Source organism: Pseudomonas sp. NFX71, assembly GCF_048079215.1.
Lineage (GTDB): Bacteria > Pseudomonadota > Gammaproteobacteria > Pseudomonadales > Pseudomonadaceae > Aquipseudomonas > Aquipseudomonas fluorescens_B.
The window spans coordinates 2,567,090-2,591,792 of the sequence record NZ_CP182230.1 but is presented as its reverse complement, the minus strand read 5'-3'; the positions used below and the strand labels follow the sequence as shown (position 1 = coordinate 2,591,792).

The 24,703-nt window shown below is 60.3% G+C and carries 21 protein-coding genes; 14 read left to right on the top strand and 7 right to left on the bottom strand.

What is annotated here, in order from left to right; translation table 11 throughout:
- Positions 1-201 precede the first annotated feature (201 nt).
- The 11 genes from urtA (at position 202) to ureC (ending at position 10,504) form a co-directional block, all read left to right on the top strand.
- Positions 202-1,467, top strand: coding sequence for an urea ABC transporter substrate-binding protein (urtA, locus tag ACM1ZW_RS11920; protein ID WP_416740590.1), 1,266 nt, complete (start codon positions 202-204; stop codon positions 1,465-1,467).
- A gap of 212 nt (positions 1,468-1,679) precedes the next feature.
- Positions 1,680-3,182: an urea ABC transporter permease subunit UrtB gene (urtB, locus tag ACM1ZW_RS11915; protein WP_416740588.1), complete on the top strand. Its 1,503-nt coding sequence runs from the start codon at positions 1,680-1,682 to the stop codon at positions 3,180-3,182.
- Positions 3,182-4,261 (top strand): urea ABC transporter permease subunit UrtC, encoded by a 1,080-nt coding sequence (gene urtC / locus ACM1ZW_RS11910; RefSeq protein ID WP_017336313.1) that lies wholly within the window; start codon positions 3,182-3,184, stop codon positions 4,259-4,261. Before urtB ends, urtC begins: the two co-directional genes overlap by 1 nt.
- Entirely contained in the window at positions 4,258-5,127 is an 870-nt protein-coding gene (gene urtD, locus ACM1ZW_RS11905) for an urea ABC transporter ATP-binding protein UrtD (protein WP_414878195.1), read from the top strand. The genes urtC and urtD overlap by 4 nt, the downstream gene beginning before the upstream one ends.
- A 140-nt stretch (positions 5,128-5,267) precedes the next feature.
- Positions 5,268-5,966, top strand: a complete 699-nt coding sequence (gene urtE, locus ACM1ZW_RS11900; RefSeq protein ID WP_007950600.1) for an urea ABC transporter ATP-binding subunit UrtE — start codon at positions 5,268-5,270, stop codon at positions 5,964-5,966.
- Between the two features lie 30 nt (positions 5,967-5,996).
- Positions 5,997-6,836 (top strand): urease accessory protein UreD, encoded by an 840-nt coding sequence (locus ACM1ZW_RS11895; protein WP_017336311.1) that lies wholly within the window; start codon positions 5,997-5,999, stop codon positions 6,834-6,836.
- A gap of 93 nt (positions 6,837-6,929) precedes the next feature.
- A complete protein-coding gene (ureA, locus tag ACM1ZW_RS11890; protein ID WP_007907366.1) occupies positions 6,930-7,232 on the top strand; it encodes an urease subunit gamma in 303 nt (100 codons plus the stop codon).
- A 9-nt stretch (positions 7,233-7,241) separates the two neighbouring features.
- Positions 7,242-7,775: a GNAT family N-acetyltransferase gene (locus ACM1ZW_RS11885; RefSeq protein WP_017336310.1), complete on the top strand. Its 534-nt coding sequence runs from the start codon at positions 7,242-7,244 to the stop codon at positions 7,773-7,775.
- Between the two features lie 6 nt (positions 7,776-7,781).
- Entirely contained in the window at positions 7,782-8,315 is a 534-nt protein-coding gene (locus tag ACM1ZW_RS11880; RefSeq protein WP_017336309.1) for a GNAT family N-acetyltransferase, read from the top strand.
- Positions 8,315-8,623, top strand: a complete 309-nt coding sequence (locus ACM1ZW_RS11875; protein ID WP_017336308.1) for an urease subunit beta — start codon at positions 8,315-8,317, stop codon at positions 8,621-8,623. Before ACM1ZW_RS11880 ends, ACM1ZW_RS11875 begins: the two co-directional genes overlap by 1 nt.
- Before the next feature lie 180 nt (positions 8,624-8,803).
- Entirely contained in the window at positions 8,804-10,504 is a 1,701-nt protein-coding gene (gene ureC, locus ACM1ZW_RS11870; protein ID WP_414878192.1) for an urease subunit alpha, read from the top strand.
- A gap of 54 nt (positions 10,505-10,558) precedes the next feature.
- Here the strand turns inward: ureC and ACM1ZW_RS11865 are convergent, their stop codons facing one another.
- A complete protein-coding gene (locus ACM1ZW_RS11865; protein WP_416740587.1) occupies positions 10,559-15,841 on the bottom strand; it encodes a dermonecrotic toxin domain-containing protein in 5,283 nt (1,760 codons plus the stop codon).
- A 236-nt stretch (positions 15,842-16,077) separates the two neighbouring features.
- On the opposite strand from ACM1ZW_RS11865, the gene ACM1ZW_RS11860 reads away from it, so the two are divergent.
- Complete coding sequence (locus ACM1ZW_RS11860; RefSeq protein ID WP_414878190.1) at positions 16,078-17,205, top strand: sensor histidine kinase; 1,128 nt, start codon at positions 16,078-16,080, stop codon at positions 17,203-17,205.
- 109 nt (positions 17,206-17,314) lie between these two features.
- On the opposite strand, the gene ACM1ZW_RS11855 is transcribed toward ACM1ZW_RS11860, so the two are convergent.
- A complete protein-coding gene (locus ACM1ZW_RS11855) occupies positions 17,315-17,620 on the bottom strand; it encodes a chaperone modulator CbpM (protein ID WP_414878189.1) in 306 nt (101 codons plus the stop codon).
- Between the two features lie 23 nt (positions 17,621-17,643).
- A complete protein-coding gene (locus tag ACM1ZW_RS11850; RefSeq protein WP_017336303.1) occupies positions 17,644-18,591 on the bottom strand; it encodes a DnaJ C-terminal domain-containing protein in 948 nt (315 codons plus the stop codon).
- A 297-nt stretch (positions 18,592-18,888) separates the two neighbouring features.
- Between ACM1ZW_RS11850 and ACM1ZW_RS11845 the strand changes: the two genes are divergently transcribed.
- Positions 18,889-20,163: an Hsp70 family protein gene (locus ACM1ZW_RS11845; RefSeq protein WP_150654544.1), complete on the top strand. Its 1,275-nt coding sequence runs from the start codon at positions 18,889-18,891 to the stop codon at positions 20,161-20,163.
- Positions 20,164-20,289: 126 nt separating this feature from the next.
- Here ACM1ZW_RS11845 and ACM1ZW_RS11840 read toward each other — a convergent pair whose 3' ends face one another.
- From ACM1ZW_RS11840 to ACM1ZW_RS11830, 3 genes are all read right to left on the bottom strand, one after another.
- Positions 20,290-21,303, bottom strand: coding sequence for an AI-2E family transporter (locus ACM1ZW_RS11840; protein WP_017336301.1), 1,014 nt, complete (start codon positions 21,301-21,303; stop codon positions 20,290-20,292).
- A 220-nt stretch (positions 21,304-21,523) separates the two neighbouring features.
- On the bottom strand, positions 21,524-21,829 hold the full coding sequence (locus tag ACM1ZW_RS11835) for a PsiF family protein (protein ID WP_084319263.1): 306 nt from the start codon (positions 21,827-21,829) through the stop codon (positions 21,524-21,526).
- A gap of 64 nt (positions 21,830-21,893) precedes the next feature.
- Positions 21,894-22,688, bottom strand: a complete 795-nt coding sequence (locus ACM1ZW_RS11830; RefSeq protein WP_416740586.1) for an AraC family transcriptional regulator — start codon at positions 22,686-22,688, stop codon at positions 21,894-21,896.
- 97 nt (positions 22,689-22,785) lie between these two features.
- Between ACM1ZW_RS11830 and ACM1ZW_RS11825 the strand changes: the two genes are divergently transcribed.
- Positions 22,786-23,673: a DMT family transporter gene (locus ACM1ZW_RS11825; RefSeq protein ID WP_416740585.1), complete on the top strand. Its 888-nt coding sequence runs from the start codon at positions 22,786-22,788 to the stop codon at positions 23,671-23,673.
- Between the two features lie 102 nt (positions 23,674-23,775).
- Here ACM1ZW_RS11825 and ACM1ZW_RS11820 read toward each other — a convergent pair whose 3' ends face one another.
- The gene (locus ACM1ZW_RS11820) at positions 23,776-24,666 is read right to left on the bottom strand and encodes an esterase/lipase family protein (protein WP_416740584.1); all 891 of its coding nucleotides are present in this window, start codon (positions 24,664-24,666) and stop codon (positions 23,776-23,778) included.
- Positions 24,667-24,703: the final 37 nt, after the last annotated feature.

Here is a 24,703-nt window from a genome sequence, read left to right as displayed (position 1 = left end):
AAACACCGTCAGCACCAATGCTGCGCACGCAGGCGCACCTGCCTTGCACTCAGGCCCCAGTCTGGTGCGCGCCCCAGTCCGCCAAAGGCTCTATCCCGAGTTTTCCCGGCCTTTGCCGAACAGGCACAGCCCTTGCTAAAGACCCTTCAGTAGTCCGCATCTGCCAACCAAGAAAATTCATAAATTCATGGAGATCGCACAATGAAGCGTCGCAGCTTGATCAAGGCTTTCACACTCACGGCAAGCATTGCCGCGATGGGCATGACCTGGACCGTCCAGGCCGCCGAGACCATCAAGGTCGGTATTCTGCATTCGTTGTCCGGCACCATGGCGATCTCCGAAACGTCCCTGAAAGACATGGCGTTGATGACCATCGACGAGATCAACGCCAAGGGCGGCGTGAACGGCAAGATGCTGGAACCGGTGGTCGTCGACCCGGCGTCGAACTGGCCGCTGTTCGCGGAAAAGGGTCGTCAACTGCTGACCCAGGACAAGGTTGCGGTGGTGTTCGGTTGCTGGACGTCGGTGTCGCGTAAATCGGTGCTGCCGGTGTTCGAAGAGCTCAACGGCCTGCTGTTCTACCCGGTGCAATACGAAGGCGAAGAAATGTCGCCGAACGTGTTCTACACCGGCGCCGCGCCGAACCAGCAGGCGATCCCGGCAGTGGAATACCTGATGAGCGAAGAAGGCGGCAGCGCCAAGCGTTACTTCCTGCTCGGCACCGACTACGTCTACCCGCGCACCACCAACAAGATCCTGCGTTCGTTCCTGCACTCCAAAGGCGTGGCCGACAAGGACATCGAAGAGGTCTACACCCCGTTTGGCCACAGCGACTATCAAACCATCGTGGCCAATATCAAAAAATTCTCGGCGGGCGGCAAAACCGCTGTCATCTCCACCGTCAACGGCGACTCCAACGTGCCGTTCTATAAAGAGCTGGCCAACCAGGGCCTGAAAGCCACCGACGTTCCGGTCGTGGCGTTCTCGGTCGGTGAAGAAGAACTGCGTGGCATCGACACCAAACCGCTGGTGGGCAACCTCGCGGCGTGGAATTACTTCGAGTCGGTAGAGAACCCGACGAACAAGAAATTCGTCGCCGACTGGAAAGCCTACGCGAAGAAACACAACCTGCCGGGCGCCGACAAAGCGGTGACCAACGACCCGATGGAAGCCACCTACGTTGGCATTCACATGTGGGCGCAAGCGGCGGAGAAAGCCAAGTCCACCGACGTCGACAAAGTCCGCGAAGCCCTCGCCGGCCAGACCTTTGCCGCGCCGTCGGGTTACACCCTGACCATGGACAAGACCAACCACCACCTGCACAAGCCGGTGATGATCGGCGAGATCCAGGCGGACGGTCAGTTCAACGTGGTGTGGCAGACCGAAGGGCCGATCCGCGCCCAGCCGTGGAGCCCGTTCATTACCGGCAACGACAAGAAGCCGGATTATGCGGTGAAGAGCAACTAAGCCATTGGATGTCGGGCTTGGCACACAGTCCCCGGCCCGACAAAACTCCTGTGAGAGCGGGCTTTTGTGGCGAGGGAGCTGGCTCCCGCTGGGCCGCGAAGCGGCCCCCTTACTGACCTGGAAAGAAGGGGACTGCTGCGCAGTCCAGCGGGAGCAAGCTCCCTCGCCACAGTAAGTCTGTCTCCACATTTAGTCCGCGCAAGGCCATGCATATGCCCACCGCCCTTTACCGCTTCATCCTCGCCATCGCGTTGTTACTGCCGATGGCCGTACACGCCAGCGACGCCGAAGATTTCGTCGCCGCCAATCCCGTGCAGCAAGCCAAACTCCTGGAAACCTGGGCCGCGCAGCCCGATCCGGCCCGTGTCGAACTGATCAACGCCCTGCAGCAAGGCGAGTTGATGGTCGACGGTCAACCGAAAACCCTGCGCCTGAACAATCGCCTGCGGGGTCTGATCGACACCGCGCTGGCCAGCCACCAATTGCTCGCCGCGGCCCCCAAAACCCGTTTGGTTGCCGCGCAGCAATTGCAGAAAAGCGCCAAACCCGCGCAGCTGAAATTTCTCGACCAGCAACTGGCTGGCGAAAAAGATGAAAACGTCCACGCCGCTCTCAGCCTGGCCCTGGCCAATCTGCAACTGGTCGACACCGACCCGGCCGTGCGCCTCGCCGCTGTGCGCCTGCTCGGCGAAACCGGCGATCCATTGGCCCGCACTCGTCTCGAGAGTCTGCTGGAACCGGGTATCGAAGCCGACGCCAATGTGCGCACGGCTGCCGAAACCAGCCTGGCCCAAGTCAAACGCAAACTGCTGATCGGCGAAATGCTCGGGCAAGCCTTCAGCGGTATGTCCCTCGGCTCGATCCTGTTGCTCGCGGCGCTTGGCCTGGCGATCACCTTCGGCCTGCTCGGCGTGATCAACATGGCCCACGGCGAGATGCTGATGCTCGGCGCCTACTCGACGTACGTGGTGCAACTGATGTTCCAGCGATTCGCTCCGCAAGCCATCGAGTTTTATCCGCTGATCGCGTTGCCGGTGGCGTTTTTCGTCACCGCCGCGATTGGCATGGCACTGGAACGCACGGTAATTCGTCACCTCTACGGTCGCCCGCTGGAAACCCTGCTTGCGACGTGGGGCATCAGCCTGATGCTGATTCAGCTGGTCCGATTGCTGTTCGGCGCGCAGAACGTGGAAGTGGCCAACCCCGCCTGGTTGTCCGGCGGGATTCAGGTGCTGCCCAATCTGGTGCTGCCGTACAACCGCATCGTGATCATCGCCTTCGCCTTGTTTGTGGTGGTGCTGACCTGGCTGCTGCTGAACAAGACACGCCTGGGTTTGAACGTGCGCGCCGTCACTCAGAATCGCAACATGGCGGCCTGCTGCGGCGTGCCCACCGGGCGCGTCGACATGCTCGCCTTTGGCCTAGGCTCGGGCATTGCCGGCCTTGGCGGCGTCGCGCTGAGCCAGATCGGCAACGTCGGCCCGGACCTCGGCCAGAGCTACATCATCGACTCGTTCCTGGTGGTGGTGCTCGGCGGTGTCGGTCAGTTGGCCGGTAGCGTGCTCGCCGCGTTTGGCCTGGGCATCGCCAACAAGATTCTCGAACCGCAGATCGGCGCCGTGCTCGGCAAGATCCTGATCCTCGCGCTGATCATTCTGTTTATCCAGAAACGTCCGCAAGGCCTCTTCGCACTGAAAGGACGGGTGATCGACTGATGAACCAGCCCCTGATGCTCACGGCCAGCCAAAAGGCCGGCCCCAAAGTCACGATTGCCGTCGGCGCGGTGATCCTCGTTCTGTTGCTCGCGCTGCCGCTGCTGTCGCTGTTGTCGCCGGACAGCGCGTTTCATGTCTCGGCTTATACGCTGACCCTGGTGGGCAAGATTCTTTGCTACGCCATTGTCGCCCTGGCGCTGGATCTGGTCTGGGGCTACGCCGGCCTGCTGTCCCTCGGCCATGGTCTGTTCTTCGCCCTCGGCGGTTATGCGATGGGCATGTACCTGATGCGCCAGGCTTCGGGCGATGGCTTGCCGGCATTCATGACGTTCCTGTCGTGGACCGAACTGCCGTGGTACTGGACCGGCACCAGCAGTTTCCTCTGGTCGATGTGCCTGGTGGTACTGGCGCCGGGGTTGCTGGCGCTGGTGTTCGGGTTCTTCGCCTTCCGTTCGCGGATCAAAGGCGTGTATTTCTCGATCATGACCCAGGCCCTGACCTTCGCTGGAATGCTGTTGTTCTTCCGCAACGAAACCGGGTTCGGCGGCAACAACGGCTTCACCAATTTCCGCACCATTCTCGGTTTTGGCATCACCGAACCGGGGACGCGCGCCGTGCTGTTTTTCGCAACGGTGCTGTTGCTGGTGGCGAGCCTGTTCATCGGTTGGCGCCTCGCGCAAAGCAAGTTCGGCCGGGTGCTGACCGCGTTGCGCGATGCAGAAAACCGCCTGATGTTCTGCGGTTACGACCCTCGCGGATTCAAGCTGTTTGTCTGGGTATTGAGCGCGGTGTTATGCGGTCTGGCCGGTGCGCTGTATGTGCCGCAGGTCGGCATCATCAACCCGAGCGAAATGTCGCCGACCAACTCCATCGAAGCCGCGGTGTGGGTGGCGCTGGGCGGTCGCGGCACACTGATCGGGCCGCTGCTTGGCGCTGGCGTGGTCAACGGCATGAAGAGCTGGTTCACCGTGGCATTCCCGGAATACTGGCTGTTCTTCCTCGGCGCGTTGTTCATCGTCGTGACCTTGTACCTGCCCAAAGGCGTGATCGGCCTGCTGAAGAAAAGGGGTGACCAATGAGAGTGACTGCGACGGCTGAATTCATGCTCGAACCGGCGTTTTATCCACCGAACCCGAACAAGGACGCCGGCAGCAGCCGCGATGCCATCGGCCTCGGCCAACGCGTCGGCCCCGGCCTGGATACCCGCCACGGCACCATCCTGACCCTGGAAGACATCAGCGTCAGCTTCGATGGTTTCAAGGCTCTGAACGATTTGAACCTGTACATCGGCGTCGGCGAATTGCGCTGCATCATCGGTCCCAACGGCGCGGGAAAGACCACGCTGATGGACGTGATCACCGGCAAGACTCGCCCCAGTCATGGCAAAGCCTGGTTCGGTGAAACCCTCGACCTGACGCAGATGAGCGAAGTACAGATTGCTCAGGCCGGCATCGGCCGCAAGTTCCAGAAGCCGACAGTGTTCGAAGCCCTGAGCGTATTCGAAAACCTGGAGCTGGCGCAGAAAACCGATAAGTCCGTGTGGGCCAGCCTGCGGGCTCGCTTGAGTGGAGAACAGAAGGATCGCATCAGCGAAGTGCTGGAGACCATTCGCCTGACCACCTCGGTCAATCGTCCGGCAGGCTTGTTGTCCCATGGTCAGAAGCAGTTTCTGGAGATCGGCATGTTGCTGGTTCAAGACCCGCAATTGCTGCTGCTCGACGAACCGGTGGCGGGCATGACCGACGCCGAAACCGAGTTCACCGCCGAGCTGTTCAAAAGCCTGGCGGGCAAGCATTCGCTGATGGTGGTGGAACACGACATGGGGTTTGTCGGCTCGATTGCCGACCACGTCACCGTATTGCACCAGGGCAGCGTGCTGGCCGAAGGGTCGCTGGAACAGGTGCAGGAAAACGAGCGGGTGATCGAGGTGTACCTCGGTCGCTGAACCTGCCAACACGGTCACTGTGGGAGCTGGCCTGCCAGCGATAGCAGTGGGTCAGACAACATCAGTGCTGAATGTGCCGCCCCCATCGCTGGCAGGCCAGCTCCCACAGGGGGTCTGTTTGAAATTCAAGGAATCTGGACATGCTGCAAGTCGACAAGCTGCACCAGTACTACGGCGGTAGCCACATCCTGCGGGGCCTGTCGTTCGACGTGAAGGTCGGTGAAGTCACCTGCCTGCTCGGGCGCAATGGCGTGGGCAAGACCACCCTGCTCAAATGCCTCATGGGATTGCTGCCGGCCAAAGAAGGCGCGGTGAACTGGGAAGGCAAGCCGATCACCACGTTCAAGCCGCACCAACGGGTTCACGCCGGAATCGCTTACGTGCCTCAGGGCCGGGAGATTTTTGGCCGGTTGACCGTGGAAGAAAACCTGCTGATGGGCCTGTCGCGGTTTCCCGGCAGTGAAGCGAAGGAAGTCCCGGCGTTCATCTACGAGCTGTTCCCGGTGCTGCTGCAAATGAAGCAACGGCGCGGTGGTGACTTGTCCGGTGGTCAGCAACAGCAGCTTGCCATCGGGAGGGCATTGGCCAGCCGACCGCGGTTGCTGATTCTCGACGAGCCGACCGAAGGCATCCAGCCTTCGGTGATCAAGGAGATCGGCGCAGTGATCAAGAAGCTCGCAGCACGGGGCGACATGGCGATTCTGCTGGTGGAGCAGTTCTACGATTTCGCCGCCGAACTGGCCGATCAATACCTGGTGATGTCACGCGGCGAGATCGTGCAGCAGGGTCGCGGAGAAAATATGGAAGCCGAGGGTGTACGCGGTCTGGTTACGATTTAATCTGCAGCGTCCTGACGATAACTGAAAACCATGAATTTACCTGCCCACACCACGCTGTTCACGCCTAGCTGGCACGCCGAGCTGGAACTGGGCTATGCCCGATTCGGCGACAGCACGCGCCCGGTTCAGCGCCGGCACAAAGGTCCGTTGCGGGTGCAGAAACATCTGTATGCCGAAGGGCCCGAAGTGTGCCAGCACATCATCGTGCATCCGCCCGGAGGGATTGCCGGCGGCGACCGGCTCGACATCAGCGCCAGTGTCGGCCACGGGGCGTGGGCGCAAATTACCAGCCCCGGCGCTGCCAAGTGGTATCGCGCGGCCGGGCCGGCTTATCAGACACTTGATCTGAAAGTAGCCAGCGGCGCGACACTGGAGTGGCTGCCGCAAGAGACGATTATCTTCAGCGCCGCCCAGGCTGAACTCAGCACGTCTATCGATCTGGAAGGCGACGGGCGGTTGTTCTACTGGGACGTCGTGGCGCTGGGCCGCCCGGCCAGTGGCGAGCGTTTTGACCTCGGGCATTTCCAGGCGCAGCTGGACATCCGTCGCGACGGCCAGTTGCTCTGGCATGAACGCCAGCGCATTGTCGGCGGTGATGGTTTGCTCGATTCGCCGATCGGGATGGATGGGCAACCGGTGTTTGCGACGTTGTTGGTAACGGGGGAGATTGATAGCGAGCTGCTGGAGAAATGCCGTTCGCTGAACCATGAAGTACGCGGGGATTTGACGCAGTTGCCGGGGCTGTTGGTTGCACGATGCCTGGCCCGTGAGGCATTGCTGGCGCGGGGCTGGCTGATTGATTTGTGGCGGATGCTCAGGCCGGCACTCCTCGACCGAGAAGCCGTCCCACCCCGAATATGGAGCACCTGAAATGCAATCCCGGGGAGCGGGCTTGCCCGCTCCCACAGGGATCTGCGCCAGCAGATCCAACTCTTTTTTATCTGCCCGGATGGATTCCAAACGATGGACCTGACCCCACGCGAAAAAGACAAGCTGCTGATCTTCACCGCCGGCCTCGTGGCCGAGCGGCGTTTGGCGCGCGGCGTGAAACTCAACTACCCGGAAGCCATGGCCTATATTTCCGCAGCGCTGCTCGAAGGCGCCCGTGACGGCCAGACCGTGGCCGAGCTGATGCACTTCGGCACCACCCTGCTCAGCCGCGAACAAGTGATGGAAGGCATCCCGGAGATGATCCCGGAGATCCAGGTCGAGGCCACCTTCCCCGACGGCACCAAACTGGTCACCGTCCACCAACCCATCGCCTGAGGCCGTGCCATGACTTACCACATCCGCGATGCGGTGCACGCCGACCTGCCGGCGATCCGCGACATCTACAACGACGCCGTACTCAACACCACGGCGATCTGGAACGACCAGGCTGTCGACCTGGGCAACCGCCAGGCCTGGTTCAGCGCCCGGCAAGCCCAAGGCTATCCGATCCTGGTGATCGTCGACGGCGATAACAGCGTACTCGGCTACGCTTCATTTGGTGACTGGCGACCGTTCGATGGTTTCCGCCACACCGTCGAGCATTCGGTCTATGTGCGCAGCGACCAGCGCGGCAATGGTCTCGGTCCGCAATTGATGGACGTGCTGATCGAACGCGCCAAAGGCTGCGACAAACATGTGATGGTCGCTGCCATCGAAAGCGGCAATGCCGCCTCCATCCGCCTGCATGAACGCGTCGGTTTCGTGACCACCGGGCAAATGCCTCAGGTGGGCACCAAGTTCGGTCGCTGGCTGGACCTGACCTTCATGCAACTGACCCTCAACCCTGGCGCCGAACCGTCGCCCGCCAGCAAGGAGTAACGCCCGATGAACGCCGCCCAACTGCGCCGCGTCAATGTTGAAAGCTTCGCGCACTATCGCCAGGGTTTGATTGATCTGCTGCTCGACGCCGTGGGTTATGGCGCCAGTGTCGGCTTCATGGCCGATCTGGATGCCACTCAGGCACGCGCCTATTTCGATGAAGTTCAGGACAACCTCAACAAGGGCAACGTGCTGCTGTGGGTGGTAGTCAAGGACGAACAGGTGCAGGCCAGTGTGCAACTGACCCTGTGTCAGAAAGCCAATGGTCTGAACCGCGCCGAAGTGCAGAAACTGCTGGTGCGTGAACACGCGCGCCGCCGTGGCCTGGGCCAACAGTTGATGAGCGCTTTGGAACAGGCCGCGCTCCAGCACAAGCGCGGCATGCTCTACCTCGACACCGAAGCCGGCTCCCCTGCCGAGGACTTCTACAAGGCACTGGGTTACAGCCGGGCCGGCGAAATCCCCGACTACGCCTGCGACCCGAGCGGCCGCTACAAGCCGACCGCCCTTTACTACAAAATTCTCCAGGGAGCCCATTGATGATTCCCGGTGAATTCCAGATCCAGCCCGGCGACATCGAACTCAACGCCGGCCGCCGCACCGTCAGCCTGAAAGTGGCCAACAGCGGTGACCGGCCGATCCAGGTCGGCTCGCACTACCACTTTTTCGAAACCAACGACGCCCTGACCTTCGACCGCGCCGCCAGCCGCGGCATGCGCCTGAACATCCCCGCCGGCACCGCCGTGCGCTTCGAGCCGGGGCAGAGCCGCGAAGTCGAGCTGGTCGACCTGGCCGGGCATCGCCGGGTGTTCGGGTTTGCCGGCAGGATCATGGGTGACCTCGATTAACACCGTCTTTGTGGCGAGGGAGCTTGCTCCCGCTCGAGCGCGAAGCGCTCGCAATACAGCTAATGCGATTTATCTGAATACACCCAGACGGCAGATTTTTACGACTGCTGCGCAGCCGAGCGGGAGCAAGCTCCCTCGCCACAATGGGCAGCGGACTGCCGCACTTTCCAAGGCAAACATATGAAAATTTCGAGACAAGCCTACGCCGACATGTTCGGCCCCACCGTCGGTGACAAGGTCCGCCTGGCCGACACCGAGCTGTGGATCGAAGTGGAAAAGGACTTCACCACCTACGGCGAAGAAGTGAAATTCGGCGGCGGCAAAGTCATCCGCGACGGCCAGGGCCAAAGCCAGCTACTGGCCGCCGAAGTCGTCGATACCGTGATCACCAACGCGCTGATCATCGACCACTGGGGCATCGTCAAGGCCGACGTCGGTCTCAAGGACGGGCGCATCGCCGGCATCGGCAAGGCCGGCAACCCGGACGTGCAGCCCAACGTCACCATCGCCATCGGCGCCAGCACCGAAGTGATCGCCGGTGAAGGCATGATCCTCACCGCCGGCGGCATCGACACCCACATCCACTTCATCTGCCCGCAACAGATCGAAGAAGCCTTGATGAGCGGCGTCACTACCATGATCGGCGGCGGCACCGGGCCGGCCACCGGCACCAACGCGACCACTTGTACGTCCGGCCCATGGCACCTGGCGCGGATGCTTCAAGCGGCGGATGCCTTCCCGATGAACATCGGCCTCACCGGCAAGGGCAACGCCAGCCTGCCGGAGCCGTTGATCGAACAGGTCAAGGCCGGCGCCATCGGTCTCAAATTGCACGAAGACTGGGGCACCACACCCGCGAGTATCGACAACTGTCTCAGCGTCGCCGATCAGTACGACGTGCAGGTGGCGATCCACACCGACACGCTCAACGAGTCGGGTTTCGTCGAAACCACCCTCGCCGCCTTCAAGGGCCGCACCATCCACACCTATCACACCGAAGGCGCGGGCGGCGGGCATGCACCGGACATCATCAAGGCCTGCGGCTTTGCCAACGTGCTGCCGAGTTCGACCAACCCGACCCGGCCGTTCACCCGCAACACCATCGACGAACACCTCGACATGCTGATGGTCTGCCACCACCTCGACCCAAGCATTGCCGAAGACGTGGCCTTCGCCGAAAGCCGTATCCGTCGCGAGACGATTGCCGCCGAGGACATCCTCCACGACCTCGGCGCGTTCTCGATGATCAGCTCCGACAGCCAGGCCATGGGCCGTGTCGGTGAAGTCATTACGCGCACCTGGCAGACCGCCGACAAGATGAAAAAACAGCGCGGCCCGTTGCCCGATGATGGTGAAGGCAACGACAACTTCCGCGCAAAACGCTACATCGCCAAATACACCATCAACCCGGCAATCACCCACGGTATCAGTCATGAAGTGGGCTCGGTAGAAGTGGGTAAATGGGCAGATCTGGTCCTGTGGCGCCCGGCGTTCTTCGGGGTCAAACCGACGCTGATCCTCAAGGGTGGCGCCATTGCCGCCAGTCTGATGGGCGATGCCAACGCCTCGATTCCGACACCGCAACCGGTGCATTACCGTCCGATGTTCGCCAGTTACGGCGGCTCGCTGCATGCCACCAGCCTGACGTTTATCAGCCAGGCGGCGCACGAGGCCGGTCTTCCCGAGGCATTGGGCTTGAAGAAGAAAATCGCTGTGGTCAAAGGCTGCCGTGAGGTGCAGAAAACCGACCTGATCCACAATGACTACCTGCCGAGTATCGATGTCGATCCGCAGACGTATCAGGTCAAGGCCGACGGTGTCCTGCTGTGGTGCGAGCCAGCGGATGTGCTGCCGATGGCTCAGCGTTACTTCCTGTTTTGATCGGTTGACTGGATCACCGGGGCCTTGCCGGGCCCCGGCGTAAAGCAATAACGATCAGCTGTTCGGCTGTACGGTGAAAGGAATTTCCACCCGTTGCAGTCTTGCCCGTTCGATCGCCTGGCGTGTGAAGGTTTTGATAAAGGCTTTCCTGTCTTCGTCGATGACTTCCAGCTCGGCGGCATATTCCGCTTCGGTCATGACGTGTCCCGGTGCAAACGCGCTTTCCGGCTTGTTCAATTCAGCACCGAGTACCCTGAGTTCTTCCTTCAACTGAGCCTTTTGCTCCAGAGACAGTGTTGTCTCGGTTGCACGTTTTTCCAATGCTGAGTAGAACTCGATCGTGGCTTCGATCCGGCGACTGAAACCTTTGACAACCCCTCGATTGACGCCCTCGACATAGGATGCCCAGAACGGTTGATCGACGATCAAATCACCCAGAAGCTCTCCTTCCTCAAGGTCCAGTACACGTCGCAAAGCATCCTCGATCATCTCTGGCGTAACCGCGGCGATTTTTCTGAACTGCATTTTTCGCGTCTGCCAGGGCAGGTCCAGCCGCTCGGCAAGATCCGTCATGAACGCCAGGTGAACTTCAACCTCATCAATCGTGCCAGTGACCTCGCCCGCGGCATTGACGCGCCTGAATTGCTCGCCAACCGCCTCGCGTTCGGAGACCGTTTTGCGGGCAATCCTGCTCAGTTCATCCAGACGTGACTTGCCCCGCGCCAGCGACACCAGTTCAGCCTCCACCAGCGCAGGATTGGCCAGTTCATACGCCTCATGAATCAGCACTTCCATTCCCATGGCGTTGAACAGCTGCGCGCCGGCATCGACACACGCCGTGGGCACGGTGGTCATAGTGAAGAGTTTTTGCCGCAGCTCGGTATTTTTCGACATCGCTTCGAGCATTCGCCAGACCTTGGCAGTCATGTCGATCCGAAACCCGGGATCGTGCTTGAAGTGCCCCGATTCCGTGAGTTTGCGAATCTCGTTGAAAAACCCGAGCGAGCCGATCTCATCCTCGACGCTGTTCCACACTGCCTGTTTGGCCACCCATTCCCGTCGGGTCATGCCGGCCTCCCAATCGAGGCTGTCACGCACGCCACGAGGCGGATACGGTCGATCGGGGTCCATGCCGACGGACGCGATGTACTCCCTGAGCGTCTGCAGATTGAAGGCCGGCAGATAATCCGTGTCCCGGCTCAACACCGTGCGCGCCAGCAATTCCGCCTCAACGGAGCCACGCGCGACCATGGGCACGTAGGTGATTTCGTTGTACTGCATGTCCAGGTAAAAATGCCGGAAGCGTGGCTGCGCGAACAAACCGTCCGGCCAGGTCCGAATGCCAGTGTCGGCCAGGATCAGCGTATGCAACATGCGCATGCTGCCAATATCCGGTTCCCGGCCCAGAGGGTTGCCGTACAGGTCCAGGACCTGAAGCCGTGTCAGGTTGCGCAGGTCCGAGACGCCTTGCGCATCCAGGACAATGCGGTTTCCTCGCATGTTCAATTCCGTCAGTGCGCGCATGCGACCGACGGCACGAGGAATCCGGGTGAGCGAATTACCGTTGACGTTGAGCGAACGCAACCGGGGGAAATGATAGAGCAGGGAAATATGCGCGTCGGTCAATTCGGTCAGGGTCAGATTGAGGCGGGTGACGTGATCGAAGGTGCCCTCCAGCATGGGCATGGTGCGCAGATGACGGCCCAGCGGCATGTTCTCGAGGTCGAGCACAACGCCTTGCAGCTCGCCAAACGAATCCACATGGCGCAATCCGGAGTGCTGCCAACACTCTCTGATCGCTTTGTACAGCGCGTTTCTGGATCGCCATTCAGCGATGCCGGCGGACGTGAAGCGGTATGACTCAGTCGGCGATTTCAGCCAGCGTTGGAAATTGGTGTTCAACCGATCGAATTCCGCTTCCAGGGCACTCGCCCTCTGCTCAAAACTGACCTCGCTGCCACCCGCCTGCAGATAAGCCTGCGCCTCGGCCTCCGTCCAGCCTGGGCGGACAACCCGCACACGTTCCTGTGGCGTAATGTTCCCGGTGACCCGCCGCAGCCCTTGGGAAACTCCGCGCATACCGCCACGCAGCCGCATCGTGGCCGGGTCGTAAGCGGGTTTACGGACAGGGTTCTGCGCCAGAAGCGCGTTGAACCTGTCCCGTGGCAATGGCGTTTTTTGAACGGCCTGCTTGAGCGTTGCGCCTTGATTGATGTGATACCCCAGCGCGTTTCGTTCGGCATCAGGCAGGGCGTGCAGTACGGACGCGTAGAGATCATCGGGCCCATGCAGGTGCAGATCATCGTCATCGCGGGCCTGGTACTGACCGTCCTCGCTGACCAACACACGGCGAACGGAGGCATTGGCCGGGCCGACACTGTCGTGCAACGGTCCATCAAATGAATCCTCGCGGATTTCGATCTGCACGTTGTCGGGCCAGTCGGGCAACGCTTGCAACGAGTGCAACGCCAGCCGTTCGGTATCGACACTGTACGCGGCATCGAGAAACAGCCCTTCGTAGGCGCGTGCCGCTCGTAACGCCTGCAAAGTCCCCCGCGTACGCTCTTGCAGCTGTAAGGGGATGCGCGAAGAGTCGGTGATTTTGAGCCGTTCTTGCGGTTCGAGGTCGGCCAGCAACTCCCGGGCGATCACCGTGGGCAGGCCGCTGAACGCGTCCTGAAGCGCCAGCACTTGCCGATTGTCGGTCTGTTGCAGACGACGATCCCGCGCGTTGAACAGCGAATCACGCTGATTGCCCGCCCGTTCGGCCAGCTTGTTTTTCAACGCATCGATCCGGATGTGCTCGTCTGTCGAAATGCCCTGTCCGAGCATTGCGTGGACGTCGGCCTCGCTCATGAACTTCACGGCAAGCTCTGGAAGTTTTCCTGCGCTGACCTCGGCACGGCTTATCTTCAGCGTGTTGGCCGGCGACGCGTCGACATTGCCGTACTTTGTCGAACGCCCGGCAATACCTGCGCCGTCAAAAAGCTCGATGTTTTTTTGCTCGGGCCATCTCGGCAGGTCAACCAGCAAACGGGGCACCTGTTCGATGAACGCTTCAGGCACCTCATCGCGCAGTATCTGTTCGGGCAGTTTTTGCACCTCGGCCCAGGTCTTGAACCGCTCGATCGTGTCGGTCAGCAATGCTGGCGCGGGTTCGTTGACCACGTGCAACCTGCGCAACTGGTTTTCTTCGAGACCACTGACGACCCGAATCTGCTCCAGCGTCGTGTCGGAGAACCCCTCGACCGACGGCCCCATGCGCCGCATGAGTGTGGTTTTGTCCCACTCGAGAGGTCGGTCGAGCTCGGTCCTCCATACTCCCGCACCGTCATGTTCGAGTGTTGGCTGATACGCCTGCGCCCGATCCGGATGTTGCAGGTATGGCTGACCGGTGCGCGGATCGTTTCTGACTTCGAAGTGCTTGCCTTCATGCTTCAGAAAGTCTTTTTCGCTGTGGCGGTACAGCCCCTGCTCACTTGGCGTCCCCCCTTCGGGCAGCGTCAGGTCATGGGCGTAGGGCGACAGATCCGGCTTCCACAGGCGCGTCTGGCCGTCAGGCAACTCAACCTTTTTCAACTGATCGATAAAGGCCGACGGTTTGACCGACGCCGCCGCACCGGCGGGCAAGACGTTTCCCGCCGCCATGATCGCCAGTTGGGCGAAATTGATCATGACGCCGGTGAGATGGGCCGCCGCTTCCTCCCTGTCGCCCTTGCTCCACTCTTCAATGCCCTCCATGGTTTCGAACAGCATCTGCCCGACCATGACCGCCAGCATCGCTTCGCCGAGCCCCGGCACCAACATGGCGCCAAAGTTGAACACGTTCCAGCCGATGGTCAGATAGCTGGTCAACCGATTCCAGCGGGTGGTCGCGTCTTCGTCCCCGGTCGGCACAGCGATGTGCCGCGCATCGGCAATGGCTTTGTCCCTGCGCCAGCGACCGATTTGCGACCAGAGATCGCCTGAGATGATGTGGGTGATGGGCTCTGCGTTGGCGTTTTCAACCGCGGTCTCTCGCCACCACGGCCCCATGTCCAGCGGTTCACGCTGCGTCCAGGTGAACGTGGTGAAACGCTCGCGAACCCGGGCAAAGAATTTGCCATGGTCTTTTTGTGCGACGAATCGGCTGAAAAACTGTTGATAGTCCGGCGAGCGCAACTGGCTCGTCAGTTCCTTCATGAAGTCAGTGAAGGACGCATACTCTTTGAGCGGGTGCTGAGGATCATCCGGGACATAGGCGATCAACGTCCCGTCGAGACGGCTTTGTTGAAAATCATCTTCCCTTTGCAACATGGCGTCGACGAGACCGCCGGGGCCATTGGCGAAAAACGCCTCGAGCAGTTTGAACTGGGCAAATTCCTGGCCTGGCAGCAGCGTCAAACGCCTGGACCATTCCAGCAGTGTGCGCTGGTGAGCGGGAACCAGACTGTCGTAGATTCTTTTCACTTCAATGGGGTCTGCCACCGCGCTGAATAACAGGATGCCGGATAACCTGAACCCCATTAGCGAAAGTCGATGACATTGCCAAGGGCGATTGTTCCATAGGATGCCCTTTTCATTGCCACGAACTTGCTTGAGTTTCCCGTAGCCATAGGAACTGATGTCGCTTTTCAAGTAAGCGATCAGCGCCGCTTCGTCGAAAGCGGCTTTTTCGCTGGCCAGGCATCGCCGTTCAACCAACGCTTTGGCCGTGTCTTCTTGCGGACTCAGCAGGCCCTTTATGTGCTGCTGATAGTTCGTACCGATATCAAGCGTCCGGCACAGGGCAGCAAACCGTTCGACGGTCAGCGCATGCCGCTGTAACTGGTTTTCGTCGTCCAGGGTGAAGATGCCAGAGCCATCGCGAAATGCGTCGGCCTGCGTTTCAGGCTCCTCGAAATTGTGAAGCGCCGCTTCCAGCAAAGTCGATTGCCTGAGTCGACTGGCATTGGTATCGATGCCAAAACCCAGCTTTGCCGGGATATACAGGCGAATGAGCGTCGCATTGACGTCCAGATCGAGATTCAGTTGTTCCTTTAATGCTTTGACGAGCAAGGGTTCGGCAAAGGCGAGGATGTCCTGCTGCAAATGCTCCAGCGCTTCGTCCAGCGGGGCCTGAGTGCGCCAGCGCTCATCTGTCAGTTGCTTGAGGTACTGACGATCGATGGCGCGTGCATTCAAATACCACTCCGGAAAACCCGCTGCCGAATCGGCCATCGACAGCAGACGCGAAACCGGTGCGTCTTTTAGCGGCGAAGGCAGTTTGCTCAGAAGATAATCATGATGGACATTATCCTGGCCTTGTCTCTGTCCGGAATTAACTTGCAACGCCGGAACGTCCGATAGTTGGGTCATTTCGCAAATCCTTATGCGATGAAAAGAACCACCAGACTATTGAATGCGGTTAAAAACAAAAGATTAAAAAACCACTTGGAAAACCGCAAAAGTCGAACAATGCAATTAATTTCAGGATCTAAAAAATAAATAATTAGTACCCTGAAGCCGTCAAAGAATGGTCGCCGGCGTAATGGTAGTTTTTAGGGGACGTCAAAGGGGCTAATATGCCCCGGATTGCCATCAGGAAACCGACCATGCGCTTATCCGAATTCATCAGGCAGCACGTAGACCGTATCGTCGATGAATGGGAGCAGTTCGCCAGAACGATTACCCCGGCAGCCGATCACATGGATCGATTGGCCTTGCGCGATCATGCCAAGGCAATTCTGTTGGCGGCAGCGCGGGACATGACCACCGCGCAAACCGCCCGCGAGCAACTCGCCAAAGCGAAGGGCGAAGGTCCGGAGAAAACCCCGAGTCTGGACGAAGCTGGCGCCAGTCATGGTGAACTGCGGCATACCGTGGGGTTCGACCTGGTGCAGATGACCAGTGAGTTCCGCCATTTGCGCGCCTGTGTGATTCGTCTGTGGGTCGACAGCCTGGAATCGCCGGAACTTGCCCACTTCCAGGACATGATCCGTTTCAACGAAGCCATCGATGAAGCCCTTGCCGAATCCACGGCGGCCTATGCCGAACAGGTCAACCATTCGCGGGACCTGTTTCTGGCGATACTCGGGCATGATCTGCGCGCCCCCTTGCAAGCCGTGAGCATGTCCACTGAAATGCTGATGCGCAAAGCCACGCTTGAGGGCGATGCCTTGGCTTGCGCGATCAACATCAAGCGCGGTGCGCGGCACATGGCGGTGATGGTCAGCGATTTGCTGGAGCTGGTGCGAAGTCGCCTGGGCAAGAGCCTGCCGATTGAACCGAAGCCGATGGACCTGGCCGATGCCGTCCACGCAGCAGTGGCCGAAGCCTGTGCCGGTAATCCGGAGTGCGACCCTATGGTTCATGCAGAGGGGGACACCACCGGCGTCTGGGATGCCGGGCGCCTGGCTCAACTGCTGCAAAACCTGATCGGCAATGCGTTGCAGCATGGGTCGAACAAGCGGGATGTGACGGTGACCCTCACCGGCGAACCGGATACCGTTCGCCTGACGGTGCATAACTTCGGAGCGCCGATTCCCGAAGAGGCCATCGGTACGATCTTCGATCCGCTGGTACGCAGCGCCGATGAAGAACTCGGCCAGCCGTCCACTAGCCTTGGCCTTGGCTTGTTCATCGTCAAGGAAGTGGTCGATGCGCATTCCGGGACGATTGAAGTCAGCTCGAACGAAGTGGACGGAACACTGTTCACCGTGGTGTTGCCGAGAAATATCTAGGGGTGTTGCGGGAAAAGGCTTTGTGGCGAGGACGCTTGCTCCCGCTGGGCTGCCGAGCAGTACGGTGCGGCGTCCCGACAAGCCCTTGCCACAGGTTCAGTGCTCAGCGCTATTCAGCCACCAACCGCCCCAACCGCTGCTTGAGCATGCGGTTCTCGGCCCGCAGTTGCTGCACCTCTTCAAGCAGGTCGAGCGCCAGGGCGACGCCTTCCCACTCCAGCTCCAGGTCGTGCCGCAGCTTGGCGGCACGCTTGGCCAGGGCCAGCTCATAATCGTTGAAACGCCAATCCTTGGGCTGCTTGCCCTGAGGTTCGAGGATGCCGTGCTCGACGATTTCGATCACGTAGACGTCCGACAAATCGGACGCCTCACAGAATTCTGCCATGTCCAGTTGAACGATCAGGGGGCTGCTCATGATGGGCTACTCCGTCTCTTGGATCAGAAATTTTCTCGCGGGTCGAATGCAGCTTTTTTCGCCAGTTCCTGCCACAACGCCTTGACCTCATCGTTCGAGGTTTTAGGCATGACCGCTTTCAATTGCACGAACAGGTAACCTCGTTGACCGGCCTTGTTCAGCAAGCCATGTCCCTTGGCGCGCATGCGCTGGCCGTTCTGGCTGCCCGCCGGCACCTTGAGGTTGATCTTGCCTGTCAGTGTCGGCACAGCCACTTCGGTGCCCAGTGCCAACTCCCACGGAGCCAGCGGCAGCGTAATGATCAGGTTCTCGCCTTCGACGTCGAACTTCGGATGCGGCGCGAAGCGAATGATCAGGAACAAATCGCCGTTGGCGCCACCACCGATGCCCGGTGCACCCTGCCCTTTGAGGCGGATGCGTTCGCCGTCGGTCACGCCGGCCGGGATTTTCACGTTCAGGCTCTTGCTGGTGTTGCTGACGTGCTGACCGGCCGCGTTGTACTGCGGCACCTGGAAGGTGACCTTCTTCGATTCGTTCGAGAGGGTTTCTTCCAGAAAGATCCCAAGTTCCATTTCCACGTCTTGCCCTCGACGTCCGGCGCTGCGGCCTGACTGTCCACCACCAAAACCCGGACCACGGTTGCCGAAGATCGAACTGAAGAAGTCCGAAAAATCGCCCGTATCCTGGCCGCCACCGAAACCACCGCCACCACGCCCCTGCCAGCCTGGCGGGCCCTGGAACGGTTGGCCATGCTGGCCGTACTTGCGCAAGTCGTCGTATTCGGCGCGCTTGTCGGCGCTTTTCAGCGCTTCATAGGCTTCCGAGGCGTCCTTGAACTTGGCCTCGGCGTCCTTTTCCTTGCTGACGTCGGGGTGGTATTTGCGCGCCAGCTTGCGATAAGCCGCTTTGATCGTCTTATCGTCCGCGGTCGGTTCCACACCGAGAATCTTGTAATAGTCTTTGAAGTCCATCGTGGAATCACCATCCCTTATCAAAATCGCGCCGTCACTCGCAGCATGCGCTCATTGGCAGCTGCCGGGTTGACCGATCTCAAGGTTGTGACCGGAGGGCGCATCAGAAGTTTATCGGCAGCAGTGGGCGGTTCTTGCGACCGTCCGATGGCTGCCAGGCTCAATGCAGACAAGTTTGGGGCATTCCGCCAGCTTATCAAGGCGCTATTGGCTGAGATTTAGCGGATAGTCGGCCTTCGAATCTGCGCCGCACTGGCATACACTGCGCGGCCGTTTTTTAACCGGAACCTGAAAGACATGAAAAACGCATCTCCAGCCCGTGCCTGTGGTATCGACTTCGGCACGTCCAACTCCACCGTCGGCTGGCTGCGCCCCGGCATGGAAACGCTGATCGCGCTGGAGGACGACAAGATCACCCTGCCGTCGGTGGTGTTCTTCAACATGGAAGAACGCCGCCCGGTGTACGGCCGGTTGGCGCTGCACGAGTACCTGGAAGGCTACGAAGGCCGGTTGATGCGCTCGCTCAAGAGCCTGCTGGGCTCCAAGCTGATCAAGCACGACACCAGCGTCCTCGGTACGGCGATGCCGTTCAAGGACCTGCTCGGGCTGTTCATCGGCCAGCTGAAGAAGCGCGCCGAAACCGCCGCTGGTCGGGAGTTCGAAGAAGTGGTGCTGGGCCGTCCGGTGTTTTTCGTCGATGACGATGAAATGGCCGACCAGGAAGCGGAGAACACCCTGGTGGACGTCGCCCGCGCCATCGGCTTCAAGGACGTGTCCTTTCAGTACGAGCCGATTGCGGCGGCGTTCGATTATGAGTCGACCATCGAAAAGGAAGAGCTGGTCCTGATCGTCGACATCGGCGGTGGTACGTCCGACTTCTCGCTGGTGCGCCTGTCGCCCGAGCGCCGCAACCACGACAACCGTCACGATGACATCCTCGCCACCGGCGGCGTGCACATCGGCGGGACCGATTTCGACAAGCAGCTGAGCCTGCAAGGCCTGATGCCGCTGTTCGGCTATGGCAGCCGCATGAAGAGCGGCGCCTACATGCCCACCAGCCACCACATGAACCTGGCGACCTGGCACACGATCAACTCGGTGTACTCGCAGAAGTCGACCCTGGCCCTGGGCAGCATGCGTTACGACATCGAAGACACCGGCGGCATCGACCGTCTGTTCAAGCTGATCGAGCAACGCGCCGGGCACTGGCTGGCGATGGAAGTGGAAGAAACCAAGATCCAGCTGACCCACGCCGACAGCCGCCATGTGCCGCTGGACCGCATCGAACCGGGACTGAGCGTGGAGCTGAGCCGGGCGCTGTTCGAATCGGCCATCGACAACCTGCTGGAGCGTGTGCGCAACAGCGTGACCCAACTGCTGAACGACGCCAATGTGCGGGTCGATCAGGTGGATACGGTGTTCTTCACCGGCGGCTCGAGCGGGATTCCGGCGTTGCGCAACAGTGTGTCGGCAATGTTGCCGAATGCGCGGCATGTGGAAGGGAACATCTTTGGCAGCATCGGCAGCGGGTTGGCGATTGAAGCGGCCAAGCGTTACGGCCCGATGGACTGATCCGAAAAACCCTGTGGTGAGGGGATTTATCCCCGCTGGACTGCGCAGCAGTCCCCGCATTTAGCTATGGGGCTGCTTCGCAGCCCTACGGGGATAAATCCCCTCGCCACAGAGATCGACGCGGGATCAAACCATCCCCACCTGCTTCAACTCACTCTTCAGGTACGCGTAATAAATCGGCCCCGCCACCACCCCCGGCAGGCCGAACGCGGCCTCGAACACCAGCATTGCCAGCAGCAACTCCCACGACTTGGCACTGATCTGCCCGCCGACAATGCGCGCGTTGAGGAAGTATTCGAGCTTGTGGATAACAATCAGGTAACCCAACGCCGCCACCGCCACCCAGATCGACAGCGACAAACCGACGATGGTGATCAGCGTGTTCGACATCAGGTTGCCGATCACCGGCAGCAGGCCGAGCAGGAAAGTCAGCACGATCAGGGTCTTGGTCAGCGGCAGCTTGATGCCGAACATCGGCAGGACCACCGCCAGGAAAATCCCGGTGAAGAAGGTGTTGAGCAGGGAAATCTTGATCTGGGCGAACACGATGTTGCGAAAGGCCTGCACCAGCAGGTGCAAACGATCGAACAGGGCGGCGGCCAGCGGCTTGCGCTTGGTCACGTCCGGCACACGCTGCAAGGCAATGATCGCCCCCAGCACCATACCGATCAGCAGCGTCACGAACATGTGCGCCGCGTCTTTGCCGACCAGCTGCAAGTCGCTAAGGTGTTTGCTCATCCACTCGCCGATGGCCACGCGGAACTCGGCGGCGCTGGCGGGCAGGTAGGCGTCGATGAACGGCGGCAATTGCCCGCGCGCACGGTCGACCACGCCCATGAATTTATCGAGGGAAGCACCGGGGTTTTCCGCCTCGTGCAGCAGAAAACTGATGGCCCCGGCAAAGATCAGCGCCAGTACACTGACCACCAGCGTCCCCAGCAATGCCACCGCCAGCCAGCGTGCACGCCGTCCTTCGATCAGCCGCTGCAATTGCGGGGTGAGCATGTTGACCAGTTCGAACACCAGCAAACCGGCGAGCAGGCTTGGCAGCAAGCGCAGCGGAATCACCAGCAGCAAACCACCAAAGATGATGACCCAACTGATCAGCAGCAAGACTTGGCGTTGAGAAAACGTTGGCATACAGCCTCAAAACGAACGGCCTAAAAGGATTGGCAGTCTGCCAGCGTTCGGGTGTCAGCACTAGGGATTGTGTAGGGCGACCTTGGTCGGGGGCTCGGGTGTTTTTTGTAGTGACCTTGCCGGCCCCATCGCTAGCAGCTAGCTCCCACAGGGGAATGCATTCCAAGTGTGGGAGCCAGCCTGCTGGCGATGAGATCCTCACAGCCCCCCAGTCCAGTGTTTACTTTTTCTTCAGGCAATCACTCATGAACGCCTTGCGCTCATCCCCCTTGAGGGCTTTGGTCGCCGCATCGGCATTACAGGTTTTCATCTTCTCTTGCTGAGGGGTCAAGGCTTTCGCGTCATTGGCGGCTGGCGCCGCTTTAAGGCAAGTGCTCATGAAGGCTTTGCGCTCGTCGCCCTTGAGGCTTTTCGCGGTAGCGTCGGCATTGCAGGTGGTCATCTTGTTCTGTTGGGCTGTGGCGGCGAAGCCTTGGGAACAGAGCAGCAAACCGATCATCAACAAAGGGACACGCAACATCTTCATGGAGTTTTCTCCTTGTTGCCGCACCGAGGGGTGCGACCTCGTTCTGGAGTGTAGACAAAGCCTGTTACACCTTCCTGTTCTCAAGATGGCTACGGCGATACTGCTCCGGCGTGCACCCGGCCTGACGTTGAAACATCGCGATAAACGCCGAACCGGTGCTGTAACCCATGTCGAAAGCGATTTCCTGAACGCTGCGGTGACTGTCCAGCGCCTCGATCGCTGCCAGAAAGCGCACACGCTGTCGCCACTCGCCGAAACTCATGCCCAGTTCGCGCACAAACTGCCGCGCCAGCGTGCGCTCACTGACGTGAATCTGTGCAGCCCACGCCGACAACGGTCGGTTATCCCCGGGTTCCGCCTGCAAGGCTTCCAGTATCCCGAGCAGCCCGGGGTTGCTGGCGTAGGGCAAGTAGCACTCGTGAACGGGCGCCTGCTGCAACTGGTCCACCAACACCTGCGCCAAGCGCTGGTCCGCAGCCTGTTCGGGAATTTTCACATCTCGGGCGGCGAAGTCCTTGAGAATCGCTTTGAGAATGTCGCTGATCGCCAGGGTGCAAGCCTGCTGTGGCAGCTCCTGGCAGAGCGCCGGTGCGAGGCAGACCGCGCGGTAGTTGATCGGTTGATTGCTGTAAAAACTGTGCTCGATCTGCGGTGGCACCCACACGGCATATTGCGGTGGCGACATGAACCGGCTGCTGCCGATTTCCATGTGCAGGACACCGTTGGCCGAATATTCCAGCGTGCCCCAGGGGTGACGGTGGGCCGAGGCATACTCGTGGGTGTCGAAGTCGGCATAACGGAAGTAGACCGGCGAAGGCAATTCGCTGAACTCCAGCAGGTCGATGTGTTTACTGGTCATGCTGTCCGTCATCCGGGGCGGGTTGTCTGGATCGAAGTATAGGCTTTCATCCAGACAGGCGATAATCACTCCTCATTAACGTTTCTGGTTTTTCCCGATGCAATACGCTTATCCCCTGCTGGCCATTTTCATTTGGGCCGGCAACACCGTGATCACCAAAATGTCGGCCGGCGCGATTTTCCCCGCCGAAATCGGTTTTTACCGCTGGCTGCTGGCCGGCTTGTTGTTCACGCCATTCATGCTCAAACCCGTCTTTGCCCATTGGTCGGCCATTCGCCCGAACCTGGGGAAGATTTTCGTCCTCGGCGTGCTCGGCATGGCGGTTTATCAGAGCCTGGCGTATTTCGCGGCGTCGCTGACGTCGGCCACCAACATGGGCATCATCCTGTCGCTGATGCCGTTGATGTCGCTGGCCATGGCGATCATCAGTCTCGGTCAGCGTCTGACGGCGGGCGCGCTGGCCGGTGCCGTGCTGTCGTTTGCCGGGGTGTTGGTGGTGGTCTCGTCCGGCAGCCTCGGTGCTTTGCTGGAGCACGGGGTGAATCTGGGCGATGCGATGATGCTGATCGCCACGCTGGCCTACGCGATCTACAGCACCCTGTTGAAAAAGTGGCAGCTGCGTTTGCCACCGCTGGTGTTGTTGTATCTGCAGGTGTGGGTGGCGGTGGTGGTGCTGTTTCCGCTGTTCGCGGTGTCGCCGAAAATCGGCCCGACGCTGCAGAACATTCCGCTGGTGCTGTATGCCTGCCTGCTGGCGTCGATGGTTGCGCCACTGGCGTGGATGCAGGCCGTGGTGCGCCTGGGGCCGAGCCGGACTACGCAGTTTTTCAATCTGCTACCGTTGTTGACGGCGCTGATCGCCGCACTGGTGCTGCATGAGCAGTTGGCGATGTATAACCTGGTGGGCGGTGTGCTGACGTTGGGCGGGGTGATTCTTTCGGAGCGCTGGACCACGGTGTTGGGCCGCAAGATTAGCGTCGCCTGATCTGTGGCGAGGGGATTTATCCCCGTTGGACTGCGAAGCGGCCCCAAAAAAAGGGACTGCTACGCAGTCCAACGGGGATAAATCCCCTCGTCACAACGCGGGTTAAACCCCCGCCGCTTTCAACCGCGCCGCATGCTCGACAAACAACCGTATCGGCTCGGCCCCCTTCCCCACCAGCCCTAGCGACTGGTTGACGATGTCGAAGTGATCCAGCGGATACTCATCGCCAATCACCGTCCCCAGATGCGAGCTGTAGCGCCCGACCATCCCGTCACAATGCCCGACTTCACGCACGAAGGTTTTGGCAAACAACCGACAACTGCGGTTGGTCCCGTCGAACAGATTGCGCCCGCGATCGGTCTTGCCCGGCTGCAAGGTGCCGGACCACGAGTAATAGCGCACGCCGTTGACCTCTTCCGGCCCGTGCCCGCCCCACGTGTCAGGCAAGCCCTGTGGATAACGTTGATTGAACAGCGTCACCCCGGCCGTCGTCAGGGACTCATGGGAAGCGTGAATATCCACCGGCAGCCTCGGCCCGCGATAGCCGGTTTCCAGCAGGCTCATCAACGCACCGATGATCCAGAGAAAAAAGGCGAGCAGCCGTCCCTTCACGCTGTCTGCCGGGTAATGCTCGTGCAGGTAATCCGCCAGTTCCGAGCCGTGATTGGGCCCTGCCACCGACGTGACGGACGCCACAAGATCCGGGCGTTTCGCGGCGGCGTAACGGGCGGTCAGCGAGCCCTGGCTGTGGCCGATCAGGTTAACCTTCTCGGCGCCGGTTTCCTGCAGGATCTCGCCGATGCGCGCCAACAATTGCTCACCGCGCACCTCGGTCGAGTGGAGCGGTGAAACCTGCACCGCAATCACCGTCGCCCCTTCTTGGCGCAACGCTCCGACAATCCCGTACCAGTACGGATAAAGCACCAGACGGATAAACCCGAGCATTCCCGGGACCAGCACCAACGGATAACGCGGGGCAGAACCTTGCGACATGGGTGGACGTCCTTGTGATCGGTGAGGTGAAGCAAGG